The sequence below is a fragment of the Kitasatospora sp. NPDC054768 genome, from assembly GCF_053612025.1.
This window is the reverse complement of the sequence record NZ_JBSHBN010000207.1, coordinates 1-14942: the sequence shown is the minus strand read 5'-3', so window position 1 is coordinate 14942 and position 14942 is coordinate 1. Positions and strand designations below refer to the sequence as shown.

At 73.8% G+C, this 14942-nt stretch carries 16 protein-coding genes; 5 read left to right on the top strand and 11 right to left on the bottom strand.

Features of this window, described 5'->3' with window-relative positions; genetic code table 11:
* Positions 1–66: 66 nt before the first annotated feature.
* The 6 genes from ACWGKU_RS37010 to ACWGKU_RS36985 all read right to left on the bottom strand — a co-directional run bounded on the left by ACWGKU_RS37010 (position 67) and on the right by ACWGKU_RS36985 (position 5391).
* A complete protein-coding gene (locus tag ACWGKU_RS37010) occupies positions 67–1488 on the bottom strand; it encodes an MFS transporter (RefSeq protein ID WP_401053846.1) in 1422 nt (473 codons plus the stop codon).
* Positions 1485–2315, bottom strand: coding sequence for a glycerophosphodiester phosphodiesterase (locus ACWGKU_RS37005; RefSeq protein ID WP_452180603.1), 831 nt, complete (start codon positions 2313–2315; stop codon positions 1485–1487). Before ACWGKU_RS37005 ends, ACWGKU_RS37010 begins: the two co-directional genes overlap by 4 nt.
* A 145-nt stretch (positions 2316–2460) precedes the next feature.
* A complete protein-coding gene (locus tag ACWGKU_RS37000) occupies positions 2461–2865 on the bottom strand; it encodes a hypothetical protein (RefSeq protein ID WP_401046487.1) in 405 nt (134 codons plus the stop codon).
* Complete coding sequence (locus ACWGKU_RS36995) at positions 2862–3329, bottom strand: protease inhibitor I42 family protein (protein ID WP_401046489.1); 468 nt, start codon at positions 3327–3329, stop codon at positions 2862–2864. Before ACWGKU_RS36995 ends, ACWGKU_RS37000 begins: the two co-directional genes overlap by 4 nt.
* Before the next feature lie 14 nt (positions 3330–3343).
* Positions 3344–4921, bottom strand: a complete 1578-nt coding sequence (locus ACWGKU_RS36990; RefSeq protein WP_401046491.1) for a peptidoglycan-binding protein — start codon at positions 4919–4921, stop codon at positions 3344–3346.
* 134 nt (positions 4922–5055) lie between these two features.
* Positions 5056–5391 carry a hypothetical protein gene (locus ACWGKU_RS36985; protein WP_359914846.1) on the bottom strand — a complete coding sequence of 112 codons (336 nt, stop codon included), beginning with the start codon at positions 5389–5391 and terminating at the stop codon, positions 5056–5058.
* A gap of 296 nt (positions 5392–5687) precedes the next feature.
* Here ACWGKU_RS36985 and ACWGKU_RS36980 point away from each other — a divergent pair, with 296 nt between their 5' ends.
* Positions 5688–6926: an FAD-dependent monooxygenase gene (locus ACWGKU_RS36980; protein WP_452180604.1), complete on the top strand. Its 1239-nt coding sequence runs from the start codon at positions 5688–5690 to the stop codon at positions 6924–6926.
* Between the two features lie 32 nt (positions 6927–6958).
* Here ACWGKU_RS36980 and ACWGKU_RS36975 read toward each other — a convergent pair whose 3' ends face one another.
* Positions 6959–7867: a UTP--glucose-1-phosphate uridylyltransferase gene (locus tag ACWGKU_RS36975; protein WP_380545143.1), complete on the bottom strand. Its 909-nt coding sequence runs from the start codon at positions 7865–7867 to the stop codon at positions 6959–6961.
* Positions 7868–8151: 284 nt separating this feature from the next.
* On the opposite strand from ACWGKU_RS36975, the gene ACWGKU_RS36970 reads away from it, so the two are divergent.
* Positions 8152–8445, top strand: coding sequence for a hypothetical protein (locus tag ACWGKU_RS36970; protein ID WP_401046497.1), 294 nt, complete (start codon positions 8152–8154; stop codon positions 8443–8445).
* Between the two features lie 116 nt (positions 8446–8561).
* Here the strand turns inward: ACWGKU_RS36970 and ACWGKU_RS36965 are convergent, their stop codons facing one another.
* The 3 genes from ACWGKU_RS36965 to ACWGKU_RS36955 form a co-directional block, all read right to left on the bottom strand.
* Positions 8562–10415, bottom strand: a complete 1854-nt coding sequence (locus tag ACWGKU_RS36965; RefSeq protein ID WP_452180605.1) for a penicillin-binding transpeptidase domain-containing protein — start codon at positions 10413–10415, stop codon at positions 8562–8564.
* A 216-nt stretch (positions 10416–10631) separates the two neighbouring features.
* Positions 10632–11138, bottom strand: coding sequence for a carboxymuconolactone decarboxylase family protein (locus ACWGKU_RS36960; RefSeq protein WP_401046502.1), 507 nt, complete (start codon positions 11136–11138; stop codon positions 10632–10634).
* 43 nt (positions 11139–11181) lie between these two features.
* The gene (locus ACWGKU_RS36955; RefSeq protein WP_452180606.1) at positions 11182–11628 is read right to left on the bottom strand and encodes a hypothetical protein; all 447 of its coding nucleotides are present in this window, start codon (positions 11626–11628) and stop codon (positions 11182–11184) included.
* Positions 11629–11786: 158 nt separating this feature from the next.
* Between ACWGKU_RS36955 and ACWGKU_RS36950 the strand changes: the two genes are divergently transcribed.
* Entirely contained in the window at positions 11787–11918 is a 132-nt protein-coding gene (locus ACWGKU_RS36950) for a hypothetical protein (protein ID WP_401046507.1), read from the top strand.
* 6 nt (positions 11919–11924) lie between these two features.
* On the opposite strand, the gene ACWGKU_RS36945 is transcribed toward ACWGKU_RS36950, so the two are convergent.
* Positions 11925–13163 (bottom strand): cytochrome P450, encoded by a 1239-nt coding sequence (locus tag ACWGKU_RS36945; RefSeq protein ID WP_401046510.1) that lies wholly within the window; start codon positions 13161–13163, stop codon positions 11925–11927.
* Positions 13164–13358: 195 nt separating this feature from the next.
* Between ACWGKU_RS36945 and ACWGKU_RS36940 the strand changes: the two genes are divergently transcribed.
* Both ACWGKU_RS36940 and ACWGKU_RS36935 read left to right on the top strand, forming a co-directional pair.
* Positions 13359–13985, top strand: coding sequence for a hypothetical protein (locus ACWGKU_RS36940; RefSeq protein WP_452180607.1), 627 nt, complete (start codon positions 13359–13361; stop codon positions 13983–13985).
* 179 nt (positions 13986–14164) lie between these two features.
* A complete protein-coding gene (locus tag ACWGKU_RS36935; protein WP_452180608.1) occupies positions 14165–14875 on the top strand; it encodes a hypothetical protein in 711 nt (236 codons plus the stop codon).
* Positions 14876–14942 lie beyond the last annotated feature (67 nt).

The window sequence follows — 14942 nt, the reverse complement described above, 5'->3', positions numbered from 1 at the left end:
GTCGGGGGAACGGCCGGGCCCGGGTCGTCGGGCGGGCCGACAGGGCCGTCGGAGCCGGAGGCGCCGTCAGAGCCGTTCGGGCACCGGGTTGCCGACGGCCTCGATGGCGCGGCGGACCGGCACCTTCAACAGGACGACGAAACCGATGACGAAGAAGATCAGCAACGAGATGATCGCCGAGCGGTAGCTGCCGGTGATCTGGTAGGCGAGGCCGAAGACCAGCGGGCCCATCCAGCTGGTGCCGCGGTCGCTGACCTTGTAGAAGCTGAAGTACTCGGCCTCCTTGCCCGGCGGGACGAGGTGGGAGAACAGGGAGCGCGAGAGCGCCTGGCTGCCGCCGAGCACCAGGCCGATCATGCAGGCCAGGGCGTAGAACCAGGCGGGCTGGTGGGCGGGCATGAAGTAGCCCAGGGCCAGCGTGACGACCCAGCCGACCAGCGAGCCGAGGATGGTCCGCTTGGCGCCGTACCGGTGGGCGATCCGGCCGAGCAGCAGGGCGCCGCCGATCGCCACGACCTGGACCAGGAGGACGGCGGTGACCAGCGAGGTCTGCTCCATGCCGAGTTCCTCGCTGCCGTAGAGCGAGGCCTGGGAGACGACGGTCTGGATGCCGTCGTTGTAGCAGAGGAAGGCGGCGAGGTAGAGCAGCGTGAGCGGGTGCTTGCGCATGCCGCGCAGGGTGGTGGCGAGTTGGCGCAGGCTGCCGCCGGCGGGCTCGCCGTCCTCGGCCGGGGCCGCGGTGGGGCTGGGGGCGATGCCGGCCCGGGAGGGCAGCCGCAGCATCGGGACGACGGTGAACAGCGCCCACCACAGGCCGGCCGAGGCGAGGCAGATCCGCACGGCGGTGCCGGAGTCCAGGCCGAACGCGTCGTGGCCCTGGAAGAGTGCCAGGTTGGCGATCAGCAGCAGTCCGCCGCCCGCGTAGCCGTAGGCCCAGCCCTTGGAGGAGACCTTGTCGCGCTCGTCGGGGGAGGCCAGGCCGGGCAGGTAGGCGTAGGAGAGCGCGACCGAGACCGCGTACGAGATGTTGGCGACCACCAGCAGTGCGCCGCCGAGCAGGTAGCGGTCGCCCTGGAGGAGGAACATCCCCATCGTGGCGAGCGAGCCGAGGTACGCGAAGCCGCACATCAGTTCCTTGTGCCGGCCGGTGCGGTCGGCGACCGTGCCGGTGAACAGCATCACCGCGACCGAGAGCAGCACGGAGAAGGAGACCGTGTAGGGGAAGAACGATCCTGCACGGATCGTCAGGCCGAGCGGGTGCACATTGCCGGCCGCGTCGGCGGCGTCCTTGGCGACGGAGGTCAGGTACGGGCCGAGGAACACGGTCAGGACGGTGGCCGAGAAGGCGGCGTTGGCCCAGTCGTTGACGTACCAGCCGAACTGTATCCGGCGCAGGGACCGTCCGTCGTCGTCGGCGGCCGCGGGGCCGGCCGCGGGATCGGTCGGTGGGTCGTCCGGCAGGTGCGTCGCCGAGTTCGTGGTGCTCATGGGGTTCCCATCACCGTGCTGGAGCCGGTACTGCCGTCCGTCCAGCAGCCGCGCTCGCCGAGGACGTCCCGCAGGACGTCGATGCGATCGGCCATGATGCCATCCACGCCCAGGTCGAGGAGAGCCCTGATCCGTGTGGGATCGTCCACAGTCCAGACGTGCACCTGGAGCCCGAGCCGGTGGGCGGTGCGGACGAAGGCCCGGTCGACCACCCGGACGCCCCGGTGACGCTCCGGCACCTGGGCGCACAGCCCGGCGAACGGCGCCCCCCGGCGCCGGGACAGCGGCCCCGGACCGGCGGACGGCAGGAACGATTCGGCCAGCGAACGCAGCCGCAGCCGGGCGACCTCGCGGGGGCCGAGCGAGGTGGCCAGCCGGGGACCGGCGGCGGCGCGGACGGCGGCCAGCCGGGTGTCGGAGAAGCCGCCGACGCAGACCCGGTCCCAGGCGTCGGTCCGGCGGATCGCCTCGACCAGCGGACCGACGGCCGGCGCCGCCTTGACGTCGATGTTGAAGCGGGCGCCGGGGAACGCGCCGAGCAGGTCCTCCAGCAGCGGCACCGGCTCGGTCCCGCCGATCCGGGCCCGCCTGACGGCCTCCCAGGGCAGCTCCGCCACCGCCCCGGCGCGGTCGGTGACCCGGTCGAGGCGTGAGTCGTGGAAGGCCACCAGTACGCCGTCGGCGGTGGCGTGAACATCCGTCTCCAGGTAGCGGTACCCGAGCGCGACGGCGGCCTCGAAGGCGGCGAGCGAGTTCTCGGGGCGCCCGAGGTCACCGCCCCGGTGCGCGAAGGCGAGCGGCCCGGGGTGGTCGAGGAAGGGGTGCATGTGCTGCTCCGAGCTGCGGGGACAGGGACCCGGCGGGGCCGCGAGGCCGTGGTCCGCGGGCGTGCCGCGTTACAGTATTACGCACCCTGTCAAGCAGTAACGCTCGGGTTCACCCCGATCCGCAGGACCGGCCCCGGGCCGCCCCTCAGCCCCCCGCTCCACCGCGGACGTCCCGGCGCAGTCCCAGGATCTCCGCGACGGCCTCCAGCCAGCGGGCGAGCAACTGGTCGCCGTCGACGGTGGTGACGGTGGTGGCCGCCGAACCCAGCCATTCGCGGGCGAGCCGGGCCGGTTCCGTCCCGGGGAGCGGCTCGGGGAGGTCGGCGGCGAAGCGGGCGCCGCCGCTGCGCACCACCTCGGCGAGGAAGGCGAGCGACCGGGGGAGCACCCCCAGCCGGTCGGCGGCCAGCGCGGCCGCGATGGCGCCCTCGCCGAACAGCGCGGCCCGGTGCGGGCCGGCGAAAGCCAGGCCGTAGCGGAGCATGGCGGACACGTCGAGCTGCCGCAGCTCGTCGTCCGTCCTGGGGCGGAAGCGGTCGTCGGAGCTCATCGGACCGTCACCGTGTAGGTGTTGCGCACGACCAGTTTCCTGTTCTCGTCGCTGGGGGCGGGAAGGTTGCAGTAGCTGCGGAAGCAGTTGAGGAGGGTGACGGCGGTGGTCCCGCGGCCCTTGGCCTCGAAAGTGTAGAAGCGGGTGCCGCCGACGCCGTCCGAGGTCTTCGACTTCCCCGGGAGGTCGAGCCGCTCGTCGGCCAGGGCGGCGACGGCTGCGTCCGGCCTCGGGTCCACGACGCTCCAGCGGTCGCCGGCCGAGGTGTTGTCCGGGACGGCGACCGTGAAGCGCTCGCCGACGGCGAGGTCGACCGAGCGCTCCTCCGCGCCGAGCACCCGCCCGCGCTCCGGCCCGTTCCGCGCGGCCTTCGTGTCCTGCCCGCAGGCCGTCAGCCCGGCCGTCAGCCCGGCCGCCAGGACGGCCGCCAGCGCCACCGCCCGGACCGGCATCCTCGTGAACACCCGTACCGTCCCGGTCACTTCGGCAGGTGGACGGCGTAGGCGGTGGGCAGCCGGTTGTCCGAGGCGCCGCCCATGTGGCCGTTGACGAAGTCGTCCTCGCTGACCCAGGTGGTGGTGCCCCACGGGTTGTAGATCTGCAGCATGTTGCCCTCCTGGCCGACGATCATCATGGCGTGGCCCGACCGCTTGCCGTCCTTGTCGTAGCCCTCCACCCCGACCGGCACCGGCTTGCCGTCGGCGACCGCCTTCTCGATGTCCGGCAGGAGCTCGCGCCGGTCGTCGGGATTCGGCATCTTCTTGTAGTCGAAGTCGGCGCCGGTGTGCGGGCTGACCTCCTTCTCCAGCACCTTCTCCTTGCCGTCCGCCCCCATGCCGTCCCAGTTGTCGCCGCCGTCGCCCTCCTGGTGCACCCGGTGCTGTTCGGCCAGCAGCCGCTGCTGGAACGCCGCCGGGTCGTCCTCCTGGCCGGTCGGCCCGCCGGTCAGGTCCAGCGCGTAGAGCGGGTCGACCATCGCCCGGGCGGTGACGGTGGAGGAGGCGACGCAGGTGCCCTCGGTGTTCGCCTGCTGCCAGCGGGCGCCGTCGAAGGTGACCTCGTCCGTGTTCTTGTTGGAACCGTCGCCGTTGGTCCCGCCGCTGGTGGTGTCGTCGTCCTCGGTGTGGACGGGCGTCAGGTGCGTCCGGAGCCACTCCGGGTCCTTGCCGTGGATCTTGCCCTGGAACGCGCGGATCTCGTCCAGGTTGTGACCGGCCGCCAGCGCCTTCATCAGATAGGCGCGCTCCTGCGGGGACTTGGAGTCGGCGAGCAGCTTCTCGAAGTCCGCCCGGTCCTTCTCGTTCATCTTGTCCAGGTACTCGCCGGACCGCTTCATGTCGTTGGCGGTCAACAGCTCGTTCAGCTCGGTCGGACCGTCCGGACCGGAGGTCTCGGCCAGCACGAGCTTGTCGGCGGCGGTGACCGCACCGGTCTTCATTTTGCCCGCGCGGGCCTCGGAGGCCAGCTTGTTCAGGTCGCGGGCCGCCGCACGGGCCGCCTCGTCGGCGCGCTTGGCGGCGCTCAGCATCGCGTCGACCTGGGGCACGGCGGCCTGCTGCGCCTTCTTGCGCGCCGCCTCCTCGTCGTCGCCCTCGAACCAGTCGTCGAACCAGCCGTCCTCACCGCCCAGCGAGCCCAGCACCTGCTGGAGCGCGGACCGCGCGGCGCCGTCCTGGCCCTGGGCGTTGCGCAGCGCGTCCGCGAGGTGGAGCAGGGCTATCCCGCCGTTGTGGAGCGCGCTGGTCTGCTCGTCGACGGCGCGGGCCGCGGCGGCCACCACCTCGGCGGCCTTCGCCCCCGTGGAACCGGTCCAGACGTCCGGCAGCCCGGCGGTGGCGACCGCCAGGACGTCCTGGTGGAGCTGGTTCGAGTCGGCGGCCGCGTTCTTGTAGCGGTTGCCGGTGGCCTCGATGGTGCCCGGGTCCCCGACCGGCGCGTGGACCGCGAGGGCCCCCTTGATCGCGGAGATCAGCCCGTTCTTGCTGTCCGCCTCGCGGACGTCCTTCAACCGGTCGCTCAGCGCCTTGCAGCGCTGCGTGGTGGATTCGCCTGCCATGGCGGCTCGTTCGCCCCGTTCCCGTTGCCCGTGGTGTGGTTCCTGCCGCTGCCCGTCGGCTCCTCGTCGGCCGCCAGGCCGCGCGTACAGCCGCGCGTTCGGCCGCGCGTACAGCCGCGGCCCGTGTGCCGGACTCAGCCGAAGGGCCGGTACCCGCCGCTGCCCGAGGCCGCCACGAGGTCCTTCACCACGGCGCCGTCAGCCGACTGGTAGCCGGCCGAGGAACCGCGGACCTTGCCCGCCAGCTCGCTCAGCGCGCTCTTGATCGTCGCGCTCTGCGCCTGCCAGGAGCTGCTGAAGTTCTGGTACGCCGGATCGACGTCCTCGCCCCCGAACACGTCAGCGGTGTAGCACACCGGATCGCTGATCGCCGTCCCGATCGTGCCCTCGTCCCCGGACGCCTTGTCCAGCGCCTTCGCCTGGCCCTCGGCCCCGCCGGCCTGGATCGCGTACCCCGACCCCTGCGCCATGGTTCACCCCTCGTGCGTCCCCCGAGCCGTCCGCGCGACGGCGTCCGAGCACCATACGGGCCGTCCGGTGCCCGGGCAATTCGTATCGCGCCTGGTGGGGGCGCTGTTGCAGATTCATGACACACCGTCCACCGATCGGTCACGGCGCCCCGCCGAGGCTTGAGCGGGCGCCGTCCTGTCAGCGCGCCGCCGGTGTCCTGTCAGCGGTGACAGCGCCGTGTCCGCGTCCTGTCCGCGCGGTGCAAGTGCCCCGGCCCACGCTGGTGTTGAAACGGAGCAACCCACGAGAGGTCACCATGTCCAACAGCATCCGGCCGCACTCCGGCACCCGCCCCACCTCGGTCCTGGTCTCCGGCGCCGGGATCGCCGGCACCGCGCTCGCCCACTGGCTGAACCGCTACGGCTTCCGCGTCACGGTCGTGGAGCGGGCCCCCTCGCTGCGCGGCGGCGGGCAGGCGGTGGACATCCGCGGCACCGCCCTGACCGTGGTCGAGCGGATGGGGCTGCTGGAGGAGGTCCGGGCCCGCCGGACCGGGCTGCGCGGGATGTCCGTGGTCGACGCGGACGGCCGCGAGCTGCGCAGCACCACCGAGTGGACGGCCAGCGGCGGGCCGATCGGCGGCCCGGACGTGGAGATCCTGCGCGACGAACTCGCCGAGCTGATCGCCGGAGCGGACGGTGGCGCCGCGGGTGACGGGACCGCCGGGACCGCCGGGCCCGGCGTCGAGTACCGCTTCGACGACTCGATCGCCACCCTGGCGCAGCACCCGGAAGGCGTCGACGTCCGGTTCCGCGGCGGCACCGAGCGCTCCTTCGACCTGGTCGTCGGCGCCGACGGCCTGCACTCGAACACCCGGCGCCTCGTCTTCGGCCCCGAGGCGGACTACCTCCACCCCATCAACACCTACGTCGCCGGCTGGAGCGCGCCCAACCACCTCGGTCTCGACCGCTGGGAGATCGCCCACCGGGACGGCGACGACCCGAACTGGTTCTGCATGGCGATGACCGTCCGCGGCAACAGCGAACTGCGCGTCTTCGTCGGCTTCCACAGCGACGAGCCGATCGACGACATGCTCCCGCGCGACCCGGCCCGCCAGCGGCAGTTGGTGGCCGAGCGCTCCGCCCACGCGCGCTGGGAGCTGCCGCGCTTCCTGGAGGCGATGCGGGAGTCCGACGCCTTCCACTACGACGTCGTCGCCCAGATCCGGATGGACCGCTGGTCCAACGACCGCGTCGTCCTGCTCGGCGACGCCGGCTACTGCTGCTCCCCGGCCACCGGCCAGGGCACCAGCGTGGCGCTGACCGCCGCCTACGTCCTGGCGGGCGAACTGCGCGCGGCCGACGGCGACCACCGTGCGGCCTACCCCGCCTACGAGCGGCGGCTGCGCGACCACGTGGCCGCCAACCAGGCGATCCTCGACGTGACCGGGGACCGGAAGGCCCGGTCCGAGACCGTCACGAACCTCGGGCAGTCCGACCCGAAGCTGGAAGCGGCCTTCCGGGCCGCCCTCGACTTCGACCTGCCGGACTACTGACCTGCCGGACCGCCGGGCACGGGCCGTATCGCCTAGCCGGCGACGGCCGGGGAGAGCTCCGCGGCGAGCCGGCGCAGATCGGGGCCGTACTCGGGGTTGGCGAGCGCCGCGGCGAACTGGGCGCGCAGGTAGGCGGCGGGGTTGCCGGTGTCGTACCAGGTGCCGGCGATGACCTGCCCGTAGACCGCGCGCCGCGCCGCGTAGGCGTTGATGGCGTCGGTCAGGTAGACCTCGTCCTCGGGCTTCTCGTGCCAGCGGAGCGTCAGTTCGCGCAGCTCGTCGACGATGCCGGGGGTGATGACGTAGCCGCCGATCGCCGCGTACGAGGAGGGCGCGTCGGCCGGCTTCGGCTTCTCGACCAGACCGGTGATCCGCAGCGAGCCGCCGCCGAGGTCCTCCTTCACCACCGGCACGCCGTAGCGGTAGGAGTCCTCGGGAGCCATCGGCATCAGCGCGAGCACCGGCGCGTTGGTCTGCTCGTACGCCCGGATCAGCTGCTGCGCGCGGGGGACCTCGGCCACGAAGACGTCGTCGGGCCAGAGCACCAGGCAGGGCTCGTCGCCGAAGTGGCGGGCGGCGTTGAGCACCGGGGTGCCGTTGCCGTACGGGCCGTGCTGGTAGAGGTAGCTGATGTGGCCCTTGCGGGCCAGCTCGCCGACCTCCTCGACCGCCGCCGCGAAGGCCGCCTTGCCGTCCCGGCGCAACTGCTCGACCAGGACGGGGTTGGGGCGGAAGTGCTCCTGGATCAGGCCCTTGTCGCCGTTCACGACGATGGTGATGTCGGTGATGCCGCTCTCGATCAGCTCGCGCACGGTGTGCTCGATGACCGGCTTGTCGCCGACGGGCAGCATCTCCTTCGGCGTGGCCTTGGTCAGCGGCAGGAGGCGGGAGCCGAGGCCGGCGGCGGGGATGACGGCTCGGCGGATCGTCCTGGGGGCCATGTGGCGCTCTCTCGTTTCGTGGGAGGTGCGGCGCCGTGGTGACGCGGCGTCCCGGTCGACGCTATCAAGCGCTGACGTGCCGTTAAGTGGACGGTCGGCATACGGAAGTTGGCCCAGCGGAAGCCGTCCGGATTCACCGGCGGCCGTGCGTGCCCGCGAGTGCCCGCGAGTGCCCGCCGCGTCCCGTCGCACGGCGGACGGCCGCCGGCGGGGCCGGGCCCTTTTTGCTCCCGAATCGTTGCCCATACCGGAAGACCACCCGAGGACGACCACCGGAGGTTCCCATGACGGACGAGACCGGAACGACGTGCGAGACCGGAGGGACGGGCGAAGCCGAAGGGGCGGGCGAGCCCGGCCCGCCGCCGTACCGCAGCTACACCTGGGACGACGAGCACGGGGCCGTCCACGCCATCCTCTACCCGGGCGAGGAGGAGGCCGACGAGGAGCGCAAGGCCGGGTTCCGCGCGATGGGCGCCCGGATGCTGGCCGACCTGATCGCCGAACGGGAGGCGGAGCACACTCCTCCGTTCCCCGGCGTGCCGGACCTCCGCCTGATCCACGGCGAAGGCACCGCCTGAACGCCGCTCCGCTCCACAGCAGTTGCTCCAATCCACCCCCGCGCACGCGCACCGGAGCGCACGCGGGCGGTGCGCGCCGGCCGTCCCGGCCCGGCCGGCGGCCGTGGGCGGCCGGCTCAGCCCTTGCCGCCCGCCTTCAGCACCTGGGCCGCGGCCACGCCCGCCGCGCTGAAGCCGTGCCCGCCGCCCTCGACCTCGGCGGCGACGGCGAGGTCGCCGCGGTAGGCGATGAACCAGCTGTTGTTGGCCTGGCCGCCGGCCTCGACGGTGCCGGTCTTGGCGCCGATCTGGCCGGACAAGCCGGCCATCGGGGTGCGGGCGGTGCCCTGGGTGGCGGTCTTCGCCATCATGGCGCGCAGGTCCCGGGCGACGTCGGCCGGGAGCTTGCCGGGTGCCGTCGCCCGCTTGGCGTCCTCGCGCAGCACGGGCTGGCGGAACGTCCCGCTCTGCACGGTGGCGGCGACCGAGGCCATCGCCAGCGAGTTGGCCTGGATCCGGCCCTGGCCGATGTACGAGGCCGCGGCCTCGTCCTTGTTGCCGGGCGCCGGGACGGTCGCGTCCCGGCTCGGGACGCCGATGTGCCACTCCAGCCCGAGGCCGAACTGGTCGCGGGCCACCGTGCCCAGGGTGCCGGGCTGGAGCTTCTCCAGTCCCTTGTCGATGAAGCCGGTGTTGCAGGAGTGGGAGAAGTCGTCGGCGAGCGTGTAGGACGGGAAGTCGCCGGGCTCGTCGTTGTGCCAGGCGCGCGGGGAGTAGGTGGTGGCCTTGCACGGCACCACGGTGTCCGGGCCGACTCCGGCCTCCAGCAGGGCGGCCGCGGTGATCACCTTCATCGTCGAGCCGGGCGCCTGGCCGCCCGCGATCGCGCGGTTGAAGCCGCCCTGCGGGGCGTACGCCATCGCCAGGATGTTCCCGGTGCTCGGCTGGACGGCCACCAGCGAGGCCGGATTGCCGTTCGCCGACTGCTGCTTGACCGCCTCCTCGGCCACCTGCTGCAGGTCGGCGTCCAGCGTGAGCCTGACCTGCGGGGCGCTCGGCGGGGTCAGCACGAACAGCTGCTCCGGCTCGCTGCCGCCGCCGCCCGGGCCCGAGAGCACCACGGCCCGGCCGGTGACGGTGGCGGCGCCGTCCGGCGGGGCGATCCGGGGGAGGACGGCGCGCAGCGACGGGAAGGTGTCGAGCGGCCGGCCCTTGCGGTCGGTGGGCTTGGAGACGGCGTTGGGCAGTGCCTTCACCGCGATGGTCCCGCCCTGGGCGAGCTGCGGGTGGATCACGGACGGCTTCCAGCGCACCACGGGCCGGCCGTCCTGGGAGCGGACGACGCTCAGCACGCCGTCGTACTCCCAGGCGTCAGGGGTGCCCTCGAACTCCGCCTTCACCCGGAAGCCCAGGGCCGGTTCGCTCGGCGAGTCGGCCTGGGCGCGGCCCGTCCCGGTCAGGGCGAGCGAGCGGGGGCCCACCTGCTCCTGGAACGTGGTCAGCGCGGCGCGGGCGGTCTCCGGCCGGTCGGTCAGACCGGCGGCGGCCGCGATGTCGCCGCGGCTCCAGGCGGCCAGGAACTCCTTGGCCGCCGCCTCGGCCTGCTCGGCGGTCGGCGGGTCCTGCGGGGCCTTCGACACGGTGCCGGAGCCCTGGTGGCCGCCGGACGGGCCGTTGTCCGTCACGGCGTTCAGCACGTTGTAGGCGCCGTAGCCGCCGACCGCCAGCAGAGCGGCGAACAGCCCGCCGGCCGCCACCATCACGACCCGGCGAGCGGCCGATCCGCGCGGGGCCCCGCCGTCGTCCTCCGCCTCGTCCTCGTCGAACGGCTCGTACCGGACGTCGTCGTCGGCGAGTTCGTCGTACTCCCGGTGGGTGCCGTAGCCGTCCTGCGGCTGGAGCCCGTCGTGCCCGCTGCGCCCGTCGTCCTCGTCGTACTGGTCATATCGGTCGTCCTCGTCGTGCTGGTCGTTCTTCCGCTCCCCTGACATGGCGCTGTCCCCCTGTGATCCTTCGTGTGCTGCGGGCACGCCCCCTCCGGCATGTCGGCCCGCCGGCCCGACGGAAGTCCGTGACGATTGGACGAAAGTCCGTTCGGGCGCGGATCAGCCTATGCCGGGACGGGTGATCGGTCGACCGGAACGGCCCGCCCGGTGACCGGCCGGGCGGGCCGCAGGGGTGCGGGGCCGGTCAGGCCCAGGGGCCGGTCAGGCCCAGGGGTCGGTGAAGGAGCGGCCGGGGACGGGCTTGGCGACCAGGGCGATGGCGGTGAAGAAGTTGACCTGGCCGATGGCGAGCATGAGCGTGGTCAGCGCCTTGTCGTCGTAGTGCCCGGCGACCTCGGCGTACAGCGCGTCCGACACCCGCTCGCCGTGCGGGCTGGGCCGGAGGACGGCTTCGACCAGGGCGAGCGCCGCGCGCTCGGGGGCGGTGAACCAGGGCGAGTCCGGCCAGCCGGCGACCGAGGCGATCCGCTCCTCGGACTCGCCGGCCGCGTGGAGGAAACCGGTGTGCAGGACGGTCAGGTAGGTGCTGCCGGCGATCTGGCCGGCCCGCAGCTGGACCAGGCTGATGGTGCTCCGGGGGACGGACCCGTTGCCGGTGGCCTTGAACAGTGCGGCCGAGACCTCCGCGATCTCGGGGACGAGCTCCACCGGGTCCTGGGCCATGCGCGGGCGCAGCGGGACCTCGGCGGTGATCGGTCGGGCGTTCATGGTGGCGTTCCTCTTCTTCCGAGCGGGTGGGTGGACCGTGCGGTCACCTGTCCGACGGATCCCGGCGCGGGTTTGTGACAGCCCGCCCCGCCCGCAGGCCGAGGACGCAGCCGGCTACCAGCAGGCCGGCCATCGCGAGCAACGGTGCCGTCCAGGTGCCGCTCGCGGTGCGCAGCGCCGACGCGAGCGCGGGGCCGGTGGCGGCGAGCAGGTAGCCCCAGGTCTGGGCCATGGTGGAGAGCGCGGCGACGTGTTCCGGGTCGGTGCCCCGACGGGCGAACAGGACGGCGGCGAGCGCCTGTCCGCCGCCCATGCCGATGCCGAGGACGGCGGCCCAGAGCGGGGCCCCGCCGGCCGGGGCGAGCACCAGGCCGAGCAGACCGAGGACGCAGACGGCCGCCACGCCCAGGATGTGCGGCCGTTGGTCGGTCCGGGCGGCGGCCAGGGTCGGGGCGACGAACCCGCCGACGGCGAGGCCGAGGATCAGCACGGCCTGGTCGGTGCCGGCGGTGGTGCGGCTCAGTCCCGCGTCGACCAGGAGGGTGGGCAGCCAGGCCGGCGTCGCATAGAAGACCAGGGGCTGGACGCCGAAGAAGGCCGTCAGGCTCCAGGCGAGCGCCGTCCGCCCGACCCGTCGGCGCCCGACGGGTGCGGCGGGCCCACATCAGCGCCCGGGTCGACGCCGCCCTGGCGGGCGAGGAGCTCTCCGACGGCTTCCTGCCCGGGCTGCCGGACGGCCCGCTGCCGGAGCGCCAGCAGCCGGACGGCTCCGCACCGTAGGGGGCCTCAGCCCAGCACCGCCGGCGTCGGCCCGTCCGGCCGTACGGTGATGCTGTACGCCGCCCCCGCCGGCCGCGAACGGAACACCAACGGCCCCATCGGCAAAAGGAGTTCCAGCAGCGCCGTGGTCTCGCGCAGCGCGAACCGGGTGCCCAGGCAGGCGCGGGCGCCGAGGCCGAACGGGAAGTAGGCGCCGAGTTGCCCGGGGCGGTCGGCGTCGGTGGCGAAGCGGGCGGGGTCGAAGCGCTCCGGGTCGGGCCACAGCGCCGGGTCCCGGTGGGTGAGGTACGGGCAGACCAGCACGTCCGTCCCGGCGGCGATGCGGTACCCGGCGACGACGTCGTCCTCCAGGGCGTGCCGGGGGAGGAGCCAGGCGGAGGGGTAGAGCCGCAGCGTCTCGCTCACCAGCGCCTGCGGATCGGCCGTCCGGGCCTCGGGGTGGCGGTCGAGCAGCAGGAAGAGCCAGGTGAGCGTGGTGGCCGTGGTCTCGTGGCCGGCGACGAGCAGGGTGACCAGCTCGTCCCGGATCAGCCGGTCGGTGTACTCGGGGTGCCGCTCGCCCGCCTCGACCAGCATCCGTAGTACCCCGGGCTCCTCGGTCGGGTCGGCCGAGCGGGCCGCTTCGATCGCCGCGTGCGCCACCGCGTCGATCCGGGCGAGGTCCGTGGCGACCGCGTCCCGGGCGTCCGCCGCGTTGGTCGGCAGCGTCGGCATGGCGGCCACCACCCGCTCCACCGAACGGAGTTCGCCGTCGGTCCGGTCGTCCAGCGGCTGCCCGGTGAGCGCCCGCCAGACGGTGTCCAGGGCGAAGCCGCGCATCTCCTCGCCGACGTCGAACGTCTCCCCGGTGCGCCGGTACCCCTCCCAGCGCTCGGCGGTGCGGCGCGCCGCCGCGGCGATCCGGTGTTCGTAGCGGCGCATCCCGGTGCCGGTGAACTGCGACTGCAGCAGCCGCCGTTGACGCTTCCAGGCGTCGCCGGCGGCGGACAGCACGCCGTCCCCGACCAGCATCCGGGCGCGGTGCGAGCGCTTGACGTACCGGTCCGGGTGGTGGCCCAGGACGTGCTGCACGGCGGCCGGGTCGGTGACCAGGACGGTCGGCGTCGGGCCGAGCCGGAACGCGGCGATGCCGCCGACGCCGCGCCGCGTCCGGGCCAGCAGCTCGACGAGCTCGGCCTCCTCGGCCCGCCACTGCTCGACGACCTCGGCGGCCAGCTCCGGTACCGGGCGGGTGTCCGTGCTCACGGGGCGGGTCCTTCCGTTCTGCTGACGGTGCGTCCGTTGCGGCCCGACTCTATGCCAGGGCGGGCCGGTCCGGGTTGCGCCGAACGGGTGGCGGCCCCGGCCCGGGGCGGCGCGGGGGCCCGCCGGGACGTCCGCGCACGGCTAGCGTGCGACCGGGCCGACCGGCCCCTGCTCGTTGCGCGGATGGGAGAACGCATGCCCGGGACCCGGCACTTCGGAGGCGGCCGGACCCGCCGAGCGGCCCGGTGGCTGGCGGCGGCCCTGCTCCTCCCGGCCCTCGCGGCCTGCGGCGGCGGTGGCGGCTCCGGTTCGGCCGGTGCCCCCCAGGCCGGGCAGACCGGTCAGAACAGCGCCTCGGGGCAGCCGGACGAGCAGCGGACCAAGGACGAGGGGGGCCAGGGCGGCTTCCGGAACGCCGGCGAGCCCTCGGCGAACGTCCAGGGCAGCGACCGCACCGCCCGGATCAGCCTGTCCTTCCCGTCGAGCACCACGACCGGCTTCACGGCCGTGATCAGCAAGGTGTCCGACTGCGGCAGTACGGAGTACGCCACCCCCGCCTCGCAGCAGGTCCAGGTGACCAACGGGCAGACCGAGCGGGTCGAGTTCCGGCTCCCACCGTGGAAGCCGGGTACCAAGAGCCGGAACATCTGCCTCACGGTGACGGCCGACGACTCCACTAAGCGGATCGAGGCCGTGGGTTCGGTGGAGGTCATCAGCCCCGACGGCGGGACCCCAAGCAATGGCGGGACCAACGGCTCGACGCCCACCGGCGGGTCGAGCCCGTACACCGGTGCTCCCACCGGCACCGGGAGCACCCCCTGAGCCCTGCCGAGGAGGCACCCCCGGGAGAGCCGGAGCGGCCGTCCTCGCGCTCCTGGTCGGACTGGATCGCCAAGCTCGCCACCTGGGTCGCCCCGACCACCCTCCTCACCGCGCTGCTCTTCTTCTTCGGCTACGCCTACACCAGTTCGCTCTACGGCTACTTCGGCATCGACGCCGGCATGATCGGCTTCGCCACCCAGGACCTGCTGCTCCGCAGTTCCCCCGCGCTCTACGTGCCGGCCGGGTTCGCCCTGTGCGGGGCGCTGGTCGGCGCGCTCGGCTACCACGTCGCGACCAGGGCCGCCGAGGCCGGCAGGGTCGGCGCCCGGACGGTGCGACGGGCCTGTTCGGCCGTCGTCGTACTGGTCGTCCCGCTGCTGGTGCTCGGCTTCCTGGCCGGCTTCGAGGTGTTCGACGCCGGCCCGATGGGCACCCCGCTGCTGATCGGCGGCGGACTGCTGCTCGCGGTCCTGGCCCGGCTGTTGTACGTGCGCGGCACCGGCGCGCCGTACCCGCTGACCGGCGAGCGGGCGGCGCTGGGGATCAGCGTGGCGATCGTCGTGCTCTGCGCGTTCTGGGCGGTCGGCGGTTACGCCCAGCAGAAGGGCACGGCCGACGCGGAGCAGCTGGCCCGGCACCTCTACCGGCGTCCGGCGGTCGTCCTGGACACCCCGGAGCGCCTCCACCTGGGATGGTCCGGGGTGCGGGAGACGGTGTTGCCGGGCGTGGAGCCGGGGGAGCGGTTCCGCTACCGCTACGAGGGCCTGCGCCTGCTGGCCCACTCCGGCGGCCGGATGTTCCTGATCCCGCGCACCTGGACCTGGGAGACGGGCAACGGCCTGATCGTCCCCTTCAACGAGACCGTCCGGGTCGCCTTCCACCCGGGCTGAGACGGCCCGGGCCGGGACCCCGACGGCCCGGGCGCACGGCTGCGCCGCGGTCCGTCCCCCTCGACCG